Origin of the sequence: Qipengyuania nanhaisediminis, assembly GCF_900115585.1 — a bacterium.
In the GTDB taxonomy this organism is placed as follows: domain Bacteria; phylum Pseudomonadota; class Alphaproteobacteria; order Sphingomonadales; family Sphingomonadaceae; genus Qipengyuania; species Qipengyuania nanhaisediminis.
The window spans coordinates 279,918-292,979 of sequence record NZ_FOWZ01000001.1; the positions used below are offsets into that span (position 1 = coordinate 279,918).

Sequence of the window (13,062 nt, forward strand, 5' to 3'; positions counted from 1 at the left end):
TGGCGAATCGCTATGCAAAACGCAACTATCAAACGTCGAACACCCGTCAGGCGTCTTCCAACCGTGCCTGCATTGCATCACCTGCCGCTTCGACCAGCCGCGCCTCTATAGTGTTCTGGCGCTCTCCCTCGACCAGTTTCCCGCCGGTGAGGTCGGTCACATAGAAGGTGTCGACGGCCCGTTCGCCATAGTGCGTGATGTGTGCGGAGTGCACGACGAGCCTGCTTTCGAACAATACGCGGGCCAATCGGTTGAGCAATGCGGGGCGATCGCGCGCATTGACCTCGATCACGGTGAAGCGGTTGGATGCCTTGTTGTCGAACAGCACCCGCGGACTGACATCGAACGCCTTCGACCTGCTGTGCGGCAGCGGACGCTGCGCCAGTTTCGGCGCAAGGTCGACGCGGTTCGCCAGCGCATCGGCAATGGAGGTCTTGAGGCGCTCGAGCTGTCCTTCCTCGTGGAACGGGGCACCATGAGGGTCCTGCACCAGGAAGTTGTCCAGCGCCCAGCCGGTCCGCGTCGTATGGATGCGCGCGTCGATGATGTTGCCGCCAGCGAGGTGGATGCCGCCCGCGATGCGGTAGAACAGGCCGGGGTGGTCGGCGGCGATGACCGTGACCAGCGTGGCCCCGCGCGCTTCATAGAATTCGCAATGCACCGACAGGGCGTGGTCGAGATCGCGTGCCGCCGCATAATGGACGAGGTTGAGCGCCACGATATCGAGCGGTTCGGCGATCCAGTAGGAATCGTCGAACGTGTCGCCGAGTTCTGCGACGAGGTGATCCTTCTCGCCCAGCATTTCGGCCACTTGCGCCTTCTTCGCGGCGACCTTTTCCTTGCGCCCGTGCCGCATGTGGCCGAGCCGCAAGCGTTCCGATGCAGCATCGTACAATTCGCCGAGCAGCTGGCCCTTCCAGCTGTTCCAGGTCCCCGGTCCGACCGCGCGAATATCGACCGCGGTCAGGATCGCTAGGTGGCGAAGACGCTCGATGCTCTGCACCTGGCCTACGTAATCCTCGATCGTCTTGGGATCGGTGAGGTCGCGCTTTTGTGCGGTATGGCTCATCAGCAAATGGTGCAGGACCAGCCAGGCGACCAGCTCGGTCTCGCTTTCGCTAAGGCCGAAGCGCGGGCACAATTCACGCGCCACATCCGCACCGAGGACCGAGTGATCGCCTCCGCGACCCTTGGCGATATCGTGCAGGAGAGCGGCGACATAGGCGACCCTGCGCGACGCGACCTTGTGGATCAGGCGGGTTGCGCGCGGATGGTCGGCCTTGAGCTCCCCCTTCTCGATCTGGCTTAGCAATCCAATCGCGCGGATCGTGTGCTCGTCGACAGTATAGTGATGATACATGTCGAACTGCATCTGCGCGTTGACCTTGCCGAAATCGGGCACGAAGCGGCCGAAGACGCCGGCCTCGTTCATCCAGCGCAGGACCGTTTCGGGATCGTTGCGTCCGGACAAAAGGTCCAGGAACAACGCGTTGGCGCGCTTGTCCTCGCGGACACCATGGTCGATCAGCTTCGCGTCGCGTGCCGCCTGGCGCATGGTTTCCGGGTGGATTTCCAGCTCTTCGGCCTCGGCCAGCTGGAACACCTCGATCAGGCGCACGGGGTCCTTGCGGAAATAGTCGTCCGAGGGCGCGGCAATGCGCCCGCCGAATACGCGGTAGCCCTTCAATTCGCGCGGCTTCTGGCGGAAGGTGGCGAAGAAACCGCTGCGCGCGGCGCGGGTGGCGAGATCGTCCTCGATATGGGCGAGGAAGACACCGGTCAGGCTACCGACATGCTTCACCTGCAGGAAATAGAACTGCATGAAGCGCTCGACCGCGGACTTACCCGGGCGATCGGCGAAGTTCATCCGCTCTGACACTTGCCGCTGCAGGTCGAATGTCAGCCGGTCCTCCGCCCTCCCCGTGATCGCATGCATGTGGCAGCGCACGGCCAGGAGGAAGCGTTCAGCGCGGCGGAATGTGCGGTATTCGTTCCGGGTCAGCAGCCCGCTGTCGACCAGTTCCGACGCGCTGCGCACGCGGTGGATGAACTTGCCGATCCAGTAGAGCGTCTGGAGATCGCGCAAGCCGCCCTTGCCGTCCTTCACATTGGGTTCGACGACATAGCGGCTGTCGCCCATGCGCTTGTGGCGCGCGTTGCGCTCCTGCAGCTTCTGCGTGAGAAATGCGCGCTCGTTGCCCTTGACAACCTCAAGTGTGAAGCGCCGCTCGCCTTCGGAATAGAGGTCGCGGTCACCCCAGACGTAGCGCCCTTCGAGCAGCGCGGTGCGGATCGTCAAATCGTCCTTCGCCAGCCTGATCGCCTCGTCCAGCGTGCGGGTGGAATGGCCGACCTTGAGGCCGAGGTCCCACAGGAGGTAGAGCATTGCCTCCACCACCTGTTCGCACCAGGCATTGCGCCGCTCGCCGACCAGGAAGGCGATGTCGACATCGGAGTGCGGGGCCATTTCCGCGCGCCCGTATCCGCCCACCGCCATGACCGCGAGCCGTTCTCCCGAGGAGCGATTGGCTGCCGGATAGACGTAATGCGTGACGTACTCGTGGATGATCCGCACGAGCTGGTCGACGAGGAAGGAATAGCCGCCCGCAATGGCATGGCCTGCGGACGGACGCGCTTCCAGCCGCCGCTCCATTTCCGTGCGGCCCGCCTCCAGCGCTTCTTTCAGCGCGGCAACGACTTGCGGACGCGCCTTGGCGCCCTGCTCCCCGGCCAGCGCCTCTATGCGAGAGGCGAGCGCCTTGCGATCGATGATCGCGCGCCGGTCGGGGATCTGCGGTTCGCTCAACTGGAGACGAGGTCCTTGGCGAAGGTCGCCTTGACGGTGCGCTTGTCGACCTTCTGCGTGCCGAGGCGCGGCAGGTGGTCGTCCGAACGGAAGACGTAATGCGGCACCTTGAACTTGGCGATATGCTCGGCGAGGAATCCCTGCAGTTCTTCCGGGCTCAGATCCTTGCCGGGGTGCGTGAAATAGACCGCCGCCGGGATTTCACCGAAGCGTTCGTCGGGCACGCCGAAGACGCTGCATTCGGCCACCGCGTCATGCGCGTAGATCGCCTCTTCCACCTCGATGCAGGAGATGTTCTCGCCGCCGCGGATGATGATGTCCTTTTTGCGGTCGACGATGAAGAGATAATCGTCCGCGTCGAGATAGCCTAGGTCGCCGGTGCGGAAATAGGCATCGTCGGTATAGGCCGACGCGGTCGCGTCCTCGTTCTTCCAGTAGCCGAGGAAGTTCGCGACCGAACGGATGCAGACCTCGCCCACGGCGCCCTGTTCCAGCTTGTTGCCGTCATCGTCGAGGATGGCCATGTCGACCAGCGGTTTCGACGGCATGCCGGTGGAGCCGGGCTTTTCCATGTAGTTTTCGTTGAGGTTGCCGCAGCCCACCGCATTGGTTTCGGTGAGGCCATAGCCTAGAAGCGGGAAGCCTTCGGGGAAGGCGTCCTTGATCTTCTTCACATGCTCGGGCGGGCGTGCGGAGCCGCCGGCGGCGAAGCTCTTGCAGCTCGACAGGTCGAACTGGTCGCGTTCCGGGTGGGTGGCCATTTCATAGCTCATCAGCGGCACGCCGACGAAATAGGTGACCTTTTCCTGGTCGAGCAGGCGCAGCGCCTCGCGCGCATCCCACTTCGGCATCAGCACCAGCTTGCGTCCGAGCGCGAAGCTCTGGAGGAACAGCGGCACTTCGCCTGTGACGTGGAACAGCGGCACGGCGACCAGCGCGGAGGGCTGGACGGTGGGCGCATCGCCGCGTTCGGTCAGGATCTGCAGGATCATCGCGGTCTGCGCGACATAGTTCATCACGCCCGACACGACGCCGAGATGGTCGGAATAGGCGCCCTTGGGATGACCGGTCGAACCCGAGGTATAAAGGATGGTGGCGAGATCGTCCGGGCCAATTTCGCCCAGCATCTTCATCGCCGTGTCGCCCGCTTCCCATACCGGGGCGAGCCCTTCGGCGGGCACGCCGTGGTCGAACACCACAACCTTGGACTTGATGTCCTGGCCTTCGAAGCGCGCGGCACGCTGCGCGTCGGCAAGGACCAACGAGCAATCGCACAGGTCGATGCCGTAAGCCATTTCCTCGCCCGTCCACCAGCCGTTGAGCAGGGTGGCGCAGCCGCCCGACATCAGGATGCCCATATAGGCGATCATCCAGTTGGCGGAATTGCGCGCGGCGATGCCGACGCGGTCGCCCTTCTTCACGCCATGCTTGGTCGCAAGGCCGTGCGCGACGTGAGTCGCGGCGGCATAGACTTCGCCGAAGGTCAGCCTCAGATCGCCATCGACGAGGAAAAGCTCGTCCTTCTTCTCGTTGCAGAAGTGCGCGAAATAATGCGCGAGGCTGGGCGGGGCGTTCACGAAGGCCGGCATCATCACGCCGCGCCGTTCGATATCGTGGGTTTCGAACATCTGACCCGGGGCGGTCACGGCGGCGGTGAAACGATGGATATCCTTGTCGAGTTCGGTCGGCATGGTGTGTTTTTGTCCTCTCTCAAAATGCACGCGCACGATGGCGAATCGCCACTATCCCCCCTTCGGGATGGATAGAGATGCGACGCAGGCTTTCCCCAAAACCCCTGCTATGCCAAAAGCCGCCCCGCAACGGGTCGCGCATGCGGCTTTCGACACGTCTCTAAGGGGATAAAACCTTGCTGTCACTATTGGCCGCCACTGCGGCAGTTTCCGAAGCCATCCAGTGGGCGGAATTGGGCCTTCGCCCCTACCTGTTCGAGATCGGCGGATTCCAGCTGCGCTATTATTCGCTCGCCTATTTGTTCGGCATCCTGCTGGGCTATTGGCACCTGTCCAGGATGATCAAGTCGCCCGGCAGCCCGATGGCGCAGCGCCATGCCGACGACCTGTTCTTCTATTGCACGCTGGGCGTGATTCTGGGCGGCAGGCTCGGTTACGCAGCGTTCTACAAGCCCGACCTTTTGACCAGCATCGAACTGTTCAAGCTATGGGGCGGCGGGATGAGCTTCCACGGCGGCGTGATCGGCGTGCTGGTAGCGATCACCTGGGTCGCGCGGCGCGGCAATCTCAATTGGCTGCGCGTGTGCGACTACATCGCTGTCAACGTCCCGCTCGCCTACATGCTCGGCAGGATCGCCAACTTCATCAATGGCGAGCTTTACGGCCGCCCGGTCGAAAGCGACGTCGCCTGGGCGATGGTCTTTCCGGGCGGCGGCGATGTCGCCCGTCACCCGAGCCAGCTTTACCAGGCCGGTCTCGAAGGGCTGATGCTCGGCGTCGTGCTGATCGCGCTCTTCTGGCTGACCCGTGCGCGCTATCGTCCCGGCCTCTTGGTCGGCCTGTTCACGGTCGGCATGGGCGTGGGCCGGTTCGTCAACGAGTTCTTCCGCGAACCCGATGCGCACCTTGCCTATGTCGTGGCCGAAACCGGCCTGTCGCGCGGACAGTGGCTGAGCCTGCCGATGATCGCCGTGGGCCTTGCCGTGATGATTTATGCCTTCACGAGGAAGCCCATCGGCACGACCAAGGCGCCCGCCGCGCAAACGGCATGACGGCCGAACGCGAGGATACCGACCTCGCCGCGCGCTTCAGGCGCTTGATCGAGCGGCACGGGCCGATGCCCGTGTCGCGCTACATGGGCGAAAGCAACGCGCGCTATTACACCAGCCGCGATCCGCTGGGCGCGGCCGGCGATTTCACCACGGCGCCTGAAATCAGCCAGATGTTCGGCGAGATGATTGGTCTGTGGCTGACCGACCTGTGGGTGCGCGCGGGAAGGCCCGAATGCGCCTATGTCGAGCTCGGTCCGGGCCGGGGCACGCTGGCCGCAGACGCATTGCGCGCCATGGCGAGCCAAGGTTTGAAACCGGCGATCCACCTCGTCGAAGGATCCAAGGCGCTGCGCGACGTGCAGGCAGGCGCGCTTGGCGACGCGGTATTCCACGATACGATCGATACCCTGCCTGACGATTTGCCCCTGCTGGTCGTCGGCAATGAATTCCTCGACGCGCTTCCGATCCGGCAACTCGTCATGACCGAGAAAGGCTGGCGCGAACGCATGGTCGCGCTGGACGAGGACGCATTCGTCTTTGCCGCAGGGCCGAGCCCGATGGATGACGCGGTGCCAGATGCGATGAAGGATCAGCCGGTCGGCACGGTCATCGAGACCTGCCCTGCTGCCGCCGCGCTGACGGATGCGCTGGCCGAGCGCCTAGCCCGGCAAGGCGGTGCAGCCCTGCTGATCGATTACGGCCACCTCGCCGCGAGAACCGGCGAAACGCTGCAGGCGATCAAGGCGCATCGCAAGGTCGGCGTGTTCGACGCGCCGGGCGATATGGACCTCACCGCCCATGTCGACTTTGCGGTGCTGGCCGAAATCGCTTCGGCGCAGGGCATGACACATGCCTCGACTATGCAGGGCCAGTGGCTGATGGCTCTCGGCATGGGTGCCCGCGCACAGGCCCTTGTCGACAAATCGCCCGAAAGCGCAGCACAGATCGCGCAGGCGTTCGAGCGTCTGACGGGCGGCGAGGAGATGGGCGACCTGTTCAAAGTCTTCGCCATGACCCCACCCGATTGGCCCCAGGGTGCAGGCTTCGGCTGAGGTTCATCGGAACCTGAGCAGGGTTTCCGCGTCGAGCAATCTGGAAGGACTGCCCATGAAACGCCTGCCCCTTAAACGCCTTGCCGCCATCGCCGCGCTTGCGAGCGCTGCGCCGCTGCTCGCCGCCCAGCCCATCGAAGGGCGCTGGGTCACGGCGGAAAAGGACGCTGTCATCCAGATCGGCAAGTGCGGCAGCAAGCTGTGCGGAAAGATCGCGCGCTTCCTCGTCGCGCCGCCGCAGGGCCTCGACCAGCGGGACGTGAACAACAAGGAACCGCGCCTGCGCAGCCGCAAGCTACTGGGCATGCCAGTGCTGACCGGGTTCAACGAGGAAAGCGATTTGTGGCGCGGCGAGATCTACGATCCGAAAAGCGGCAAGACTTATCGATCCGTCGTGCGCCGCAAGGATGCGAACCGGCTGGAGGTGAAGGGATGCATCGGACCGTTCTGCCAGACGCAGGTCTGGACACGCGCCCGCTGAGTTACAGTCCGGCGCGCTCTGCCAGCAGGCGCGCGGCCTCGTCGAAACTGAGCTTGTCCTCTTCGCGATCGACGGAATAATTCGCCTCGCGCATCGCCTCCACATCGATCGCATCGATCAGAGGTAGCAGCGCGGCCTTGAGCGCCTCGTCCTCGGCGGCTTGCGGGCTTAGCAACAGGACCGCATCGTAATTGGGAAATGCCCCGCGCGGATCGTCCAGGATGACGAGCCGGTCGGCGACGATCCGGCCATCCGACGTATAGGCACCGATAATGTCCGCCTCCCCCGATTGCAGCGCGTTATACATGAAGGTGGGCGAGAAATTGCGCTGGCCGGCAAAGCGAAGGCCATAGGCATCGCGGACCGCGATCCATTCGGGCCGCTCGAAGAATTCGGGGTCACCGCCGATCACCATCGCCTGCCCGCGCTGCGCCACGTCCGCAATCGAATTGAATTCGCCGAAGGTTGCGGCCTCGCGGCTCATTGCGAGGCCATAGGCGTTCTCGAAGCCCAGCCGCCCCAGAACTTCCATGCCGGTATTCGCCTCCTCCCACTGGGCGATCTCGCGATACATCTGCTCGCGCGGAGGGTTTTCGGTACGCTTCATCTGGTTGGTCCAGATGGTGCCGGTGTAATCGACATAGACGTCGATCTCGCCGCTGGCCGCGGCGCTATGCGCGACGGCAGAACCCAGCCCGTCGCGATATTCGACCGCGAAACCTTCCGCCTCCAGCCGCTGCCCGATCAGGCGGGCGAGGATGTACTGCTCGGAGAAACCCTTGGCGCCGATCACGACGCTGTCATCGTCGTCCCCGCCGAACTGAGCGAAGAACGCCGCGCCCACGCCAAGCAGCACTGCCGCGAGGCCGCCCAGCCACAGGCCGCGCCTGCGTTCGCGAAAGCCGCGCTCGATCGTGCCGAGCAGGCTGTCGGCAAGGATCGCAAGGCCCGCACTGGCGATACAGCCCGCCAGCACCAGCACCCAGTTCTGGGTCTGCAATCCGGCGAAGATCGGGTCGCCGAGGCTTTTTTGCCCGATGGTGGTGGCAAGCGTGGCTGCGCCGATGGTCCAGACCGCGGCCGTGCGGATACCGGCCATGATGAAGGGTGCGGACAGCGGCGCTTCGACCAGCAGCAGCCGCTGGCGGAATGTCATGCCGACACCATGCGCCGCCTCGATTACACCGGGGTCGAGATTGGCCTGTGCCGTCACCGCATTGCGCAGGATCGGCAGCAGAGCATAAAGCGCCAGCGCCAGCAGGGCAGGCAGGAAGCCGAGCGTCGGCAGGCCTTCGCCGAACACCGCGCGCAGGCTCAGGAGGATCGGGAAGAATAGCGCCAGCAGGGCGAGCGCCGGGATTGTCTGTACGAGGCTCGCGAAAGCCAGGCTCGCGCGCGAAACGGCCGGGGAGCGACTGGCCCAAACCGCCAGCGGCAGTGCCACGATTATGCCGAGCGCGATTGCCGATGCCGACAAGAGGACATGCGCGGCCAGCTGGTCGCCAAGTCCGGCGATTGCGTCCCACAGCCCGCTCATCGTGACAGCTCCGCCAGCCGGTCTGCCTGGTGTCGCGGAACCGCTACCAGCGCCTGCGCAACCTCTCCGCCTTCTCCCGCCACCAGGGCCGCCGGCGTCTCGTCGGCCACGATCCTGCCGGCATCCATCACCAGTACACGGTCGGCGAGCAGCAATGCCTCGGCCATGTCGTGCGTGACCATCACGGTGGTGAGGCCGAATTCGCGGTGGAGTGCCAGCACACGTTCGCCCAGCGCGTCGCGCGTCACCGGGTCGAGCGCGCCGAAGGGCTCGTCCATCAGCAACAGTTCGGGATCGTTCGCGAGCGCCCGCGCCACCCCCACCCGCTGCCTCTGCCCGCCGCTCAATTCATCGGGCATCCGGCTTGTCATTTCCGGTTCCAACTCGACCAGCGAAAGCAGCTCGCCGATCCGGTCGGGCGACAGGCTTGTCCCGGACAGTCGCGGCCCGATGGCAATATTCTGACCGACATCCATATGCGGGAAGAGGCCGATGGACTGGAAGACGTATCCGATCCGCCTGCGTAGGGCAGGAAGCGCGATGTCCTCTACATTATGGCCGCCAAGGACTATATTCCCGCCGCTGGGGTCTATCAGCCGATTGACCATTTTCAGCAGCGTCGACTTGCCTGATCCGGACGCGCCGACGAGCGCCACGAACCCGCCCTTGGGAATGCGAAGCGTGACGCCATCGACAGCCGTTACCGCGCCGAACCTGCGGCTTACATTGTCGAAGGATAGATAAGAGCCGGCGGGTTCCGTCACTCTTCGGTTTCGGCCCCTTCGGGCGCGGTATAGGTGACCTTTTCCAGCGCCACACGGCGCCCGCCGCCAGAGGTGACGATCAGCTCGTCATCGAGCAGCCGCCCCGGCTCCCAGCACCTCTCGCTGCCGTCTTCCGCGTCAGGCATGAAGCACAGCAAATCGACGCCATCCGCGCTGTCCTCGGCAGGGTCGAATTTCCAGCTGCCCTCCTGCCACGGCTCTCCGTTGCGGAAGTCGCGATAGGTTCCGTCGGCGTCGATATAGGTGACGTACCGCGCCCCGTCCTCGGCCATGACGCGCCATGCGGTATCGGAGAATTCACTATGCGAAGGCGGCGCAGAGTCTGCCTCGCCGGAGGCCTCCTGGGCACCCTCTTCCTCAGCGACAGCGGCAGGTTCTTCCGGGGCATCCTCCTGCGGAGCGCAGGAGAGAACAGGCAGGGCGAGCGCCAGGGCGGCGAACGTAGCTATGCTTCGGGTCATGCGCACAGGCATATCGCGGTGAGTCCGATCTGGCGACCCTTGCTCAGAGTCATTGCGTAATCGAGGTTCTGGGGATCACCAGTTCCACGCGCAAACCCTCGTCCGAATATTCGCGGGTGAATTGACCGGACAGCTGGCCCTCGATCGCCATACGCAAGAGACGCGACCCGAAGCCTTCGCCCTCGTCCTGCGCGGGCGGCGTAAATCCGTCCATGTCCTCGTGCCAGCTGATGCATACGTTATCGTCGCTGTCGCAATCATCCACGACGTTGATTTTCACCTTGCCGACACCGTTCGACAATGCACCGTATTTCGCGGAATTGGTAGCGAGCTCGTGGAAGATCAGCGCCAGCGGCGTGGCCGCCCGCGAGCCCAGTCCGACATGGTCGCCATCGACCAGTATCCGCTCCCGGTCCTGCGACGCATATGGTTCGAGCAGCCCCTCGAGCAGGCCGCCAAGGTTATCGCTGGAGCGTCCATCGTCCGGCCTCACGTAGTCATGCGCTGTGGCCAGCGAGCGAATGGCCGCTCCGATCTTGTCGACGAAGGGTTTTATTTCCGGCTGCCCGCGCGAATGCATCGCGATCAGCCCGGAGACAACCGCGAAGATATTCTTGATCCTGTGCGACAACTCGCGTGCAAGCAGATCGCGGCTTTCCGAAAGCTTGTGCGTCTCGTCGATATCGATACCGGCGCCGAACCAGGTTTCGATCTCACCCCTGGCGTCGCGCATGGGCCATGCCCTCAGGACCATCCAGCGGTATTCGCCATCCGAGCGGCGGACGCGCGCTTCTGCATCCCATCGACCGCCTTCTTCGCGGGATTTCTTGCGCAGCCGCTCCACCTCTTCGCTGTCGGAGGGATGGATCATGTCGCTGAGATCGATTTTGGAAAGGTCTTCCGTGCCGAAATATTCGTAGAGCGCGGAGTTTCCGAATTCGAGAGAGCCGTCGGGCCGTGCGGCCCATGCCAGCACGGGGATATGTTCCGCCATCTTGCGCAGGCGCATGCTCTCGCGGACGAGCTGTTCCTGCACCGCGAGATATTCGCGCCGCGCGTTGAGGCGACGCATGACCGATGCGGCCAGCACTTCCAGGCCCTCGCGCTGCAGATCGGTCAGGCCGCCCGGACGCGGTTCGGTGTCGATGACGCAGAGCGAGCCGAGCGGCGCGCCTTCCGCCGAAAGCAGCGGCGCACCGGCATAGAAGCGAATCTTGGGCTCGCCGGTCACAAGCGGATTGCGTTCGAAGCGCGGATCGAGCAGGGCGTCGGGCACGATCATCGGCTCGCGTTCCATCATCGCATGGGCGCAGAAACTGGTCGGTCGCGGAGTCTCGGTCGTCAGCAGTCCGGCACGCGCGAGGAAACGCTGCCGCTGCTCCTCGACCAGGCTGACCAGAGATATCGGCGCGCCGCAGAGTTTCGCAGCGAATTGAACGATTTGGGAGAGCTCCTGATCGTCCATCAGCTCGTCCAAGCCGTAGGAAGCCATCACGGTCAGACGCTCATCCTCGCTGCAAAACGCAGGATTTGGGCCCCTTCCCTGAGGCCAGTCTATTGCATCGTCCCTTTTCATGCGCCGCTGGTTTAAAGCTATCCGTCTGATTTTCAAGAATTTAGCGTGATCGCCCTTGAGTTTACCCGCTTGGGTTTGCCCGGACAACAAAGCTTCGCTATCGCGCCGAGCAGAGAGAGACTGCCTTTGAGGGCAACCAGGAGATACCATGCGCGCCACCCCCGACTTCGATTTCCAGCTTGGCGAGAGCGCAGAGATGATCCGCGAAAGCGTGGGTCGCTTCGCCGACGAACAGATCGCCCCGCTCGCGGAAAAAGTGGACCGCGAGGACTGGTTCCCCAAGGCGGAACTGTGGCCCGCCATGGGCGAACTCGGCCTCCACGGCATCACCGTGCCGGAAGCGGATGGCGGCCTGGGCCTCGGTTATCTGGAACACGTCGTCGCGGTCGAGGAAGTCAGCCGTGCCAGCGCCAGCATCGGCCTCAGTTATGGTGCGCACTCGAACCTGTGCGTCAACCAGATCGCGCGCTGGGGCAATGAGGCGCAGAAGGCCAAGTATCTCCCCAAGCTGATCAGCGGCGAACATGTCGGCAGCCTGGCCATGAGCGAGGCGAGCGCCGGGTCGGACGTCGTGTCGATGAAAGCCAAGGCCGAGAAGGTCGATGGCGGCTATGTCCTCAATGGCACCAAGTTCTGGATCACCAACGCACCTTACGCGGACACGCTGGTCGTCTACGCCAAGACTGCGCCCGAAGCCGCCAGCCGCGGCATCACGACCTTCCTGATCGAAAAGGATTTCGAAGGCTTCTCCATCGGCCAGAAGATCGAGAAGGTCGGCATGCGCGGCTCGCCCACGGCTGAGCTGGTGTTCGACGACTGCTTCGTGCCCGAAGAGAACGTGATGGGCCCGGAAAACGGCGGCGTCGGCGTGCTGATGAGCGGCCTCGATTACGAACGCGTTGTCCTCGCCGGATTGCAGCTTGGCGTGATGCAGGCCTGCCTCGATACGGTGATCCCCTACCTTCGCGAGCGTACCCAGTTCGGCAAACCCATCGGCAGCTTCCAGCTGATGCAGGCCAAGGTCGCCGACATGTATGTCGCGCTGCAATCGGCCCGGGCCTACACCTATGCGGTGGCCAAGAGCTGCGATGCGGAAAAGACCACCCGCTTCGACGCGGCGGGCGCGATCCTACTGGCTTCGGAGAACGCCTTCCGCGTGGCTGCCGAGAGCGTCCAGGCGCTGGGCGGCGCAGGCTACACGCTCGACTGGCCGGTCGAGCGGTACATGCGCGATGCCAAGCTGCTCGACATTGGCGCAGGCACGAATGAAATCCGCCGCATGCTGATCGGGCGTGAACTGATCGGGGCTGCGGGGTGAGTTCCGACGAAGACTACGTGTACGACGAGGAAAGCGGCGAATGGATGCCGGCATCCGAGTTGGAGGCGAAGCAGGCTGCTGCCGATCAGGTCGAGGTTCGTGATGCAGTCGGCAACCTTTTAGCCGATGGCGACCAGGTTACCTTGATCAAGGATCTCGACGTCAAGGGCGCAGGCCAGACGCTCAAGCAGGGCACGCTTATCAAGTCGATCCGGCTTACCGGCGATCCACAGGAAATCGATTGCAAATACCCCGGCATCAAGGGCCTCGTCCTGCGTGCCGAGTTCGTAAAGAAACGCTAGG

The 13,062-nt window shown here is 63.9% G+C and carries 11 protein-coding genes; 5 read left to right on the plus strand and 6 right to left on the minus strand.

What is annotated here, in order from left to right:
- Window positions 1–46: 46 nt before the first annotated feature.
- Together BM173_RS01470 and BM173_RS01475 are read right to left on the minus strand one after the other, a co-directional pair.
- On the minus strand, window positions 47–2,806 hold the full coding sequence (locus tag BM173_RS01470) for a [protein-PII] uridylyltransferase (protein ID WP_090476659.1): 2,760 nt from the start codon (window positions 2,804–2,806) through the stop codon (window positions 47–49).
- Window positions 2,803–4,497 (minus strand): class I adenylate-forming enzyme family protein, encoded by a 1,695-nt coding sequence (locus BM173_RS01475; RefSeq protein ID WP_090476661.1) that lies wholly within the window; start codon window positions 4,495–4,497, stop codon window positions 2,803–2,805. The genes BM173_RS01470 and BM173_RS01475 overlap by 4 nt, the downstream gene beginning before the upstream one ends.
- 176 nt (window positions 4,498–4,673) lie before the next feature.
- Between BM173_RS01475 and lgt the strand changes: the two genes are divergently transcribed.
- Genes lgt through BM173_RS01490 form a run of 3 tightly spaced genes read left to right on the plus strand, consistent with a single transcriptional unit; the run spans window position 4,674 to window position 7,082 of the window.
- Window positions 4,674–5,549 (plus strand): prolipoprotein diacylglyceryl transferase, encoded by an 876-nt coding sequence (gene lgt / locus BM173_RS01480; protein WP_090476663.1) that lies wholly within the window; start codon window positions 4,674–4,676, stop codon window positions 5,547–5,549.
- Window positions 5,546–6,601, plus strand: a complete 1,056-nt coding sequence (locus BM173_RS01485) for a class I SAM-dependent methyltransferase (protein WP_245755719.1) — start codon at window positions 5,546–5,548, stop codon at window positions 6,599–6,601. The genes lgt and BM173_RS01485 overlap by 4 nt, the downstream gene beginning before the upstream one ends.
- A 55-nt stretch (window positions 6,602–6,656) precedes the next feature.
- Window positions 6,657–7,082, plus strand: a complete 426-nt coding sequence (locus BM173_RS01490; protein ID WP_090476665.1) for a DUF2147 domain-containing protein — start codon at window positions 6,657–6,659, stop codon at window positions 7,080–7,082.
- A 1-nt stretch (window position 7,083) separates the two neighbouring features.
- Here the strand turns inward: BM173_RS01490 and BM173_RS01495 are convergent, their stop codons facing one another.
- The 4 genes from BM173_RS01495 to BM173_RS01510 are packed head-to-tail and all read right to left on the minus strand — an operon-like array spanning window position 7,084 to window position 11,357.
- On the minus strand, window positions 7,084–8,619 hold the full coding sequence (locus tag BM173_RS01495; protein ID WP_090476667.1) for an ABC transporter permease/substrate-binding protein: 1,536 nt from the start codon (window positions 8,617–8,619) through the stop codon (window positions 7,084–7,086).
- Window positions 8,616–9,383, minus strand: a complete 768-nt coding sequence (locus tag BM173_RS01500; protein WP_090476669.1) for an ATP-binding cassette domain-containing protein — start codon at window positions 9,381–9,383, stop codon at window positions 8,616–8,618. Before BM173_RS01500 ends, BM173_RS01495 begins: the two co-directional genes overlap by 4 nt.
- A complete protein-coding gene (locus tag BM173_RS01505; RefSeq protein WP_090476671.1) occupies window positions 9,380–9,865 on the minus strand; it encodes a hypothetical protein in 486 nt (161 codons plus the stop codon). The genes BM173_RS01500 and BM173_RS01505 overlap by 4 nt, the downstream gene beginning before the upstream one ends.
- A 49-nt stretch (window positions 9,866–9,914) precedes the next feature.
- Window positions 9,915–11,357, minus strand: a complete 1,443-nt coding sequence (locus BM173_RS01510; RefSeq protein WP_245755720.1) for a sensor histidine kinase — start codon at window positions 11,355–11,357, stop codon at window positions 9,915–9,917.
- A gap of 232 nt (window positions 11,358–11,589) precedes the next feature.
- Here BM173_RS01510 and BM173_RS01515 point away from each other — a divergent pair, with 232 nt between their 5' ends.
- Together BM173_RS01515 and BM173_RS01520 are read left to right on the plus strand one after the other, a co-directional pair.
- Window positions 11,590–12,759, plus strand: coding sequence for an isovaleryl-CoA dehydrogenase (locus BM173_RS01515; protein WP_090476675.1), 1,170 nt, complete (start codon window positions 11,590–11,592; stop codon window positions 12,757–12,759).
- Complete coding sequence (locus BM173_RS01520) at window positions 12,756–13,061, plus strand: alkylphosphonate utilization protein (RefSeq protein ID WP_090476676.1); 306 nt, start codon at window positions 12,756–12,758, stop codon at window positions 13,059–13,061. Before BM173_RS01515 ends, BM173_RS01520 begins: the two co-directional genes overlap by 4 nt.
- Window position 13,062: the final 1 nt, after the last annotated feature.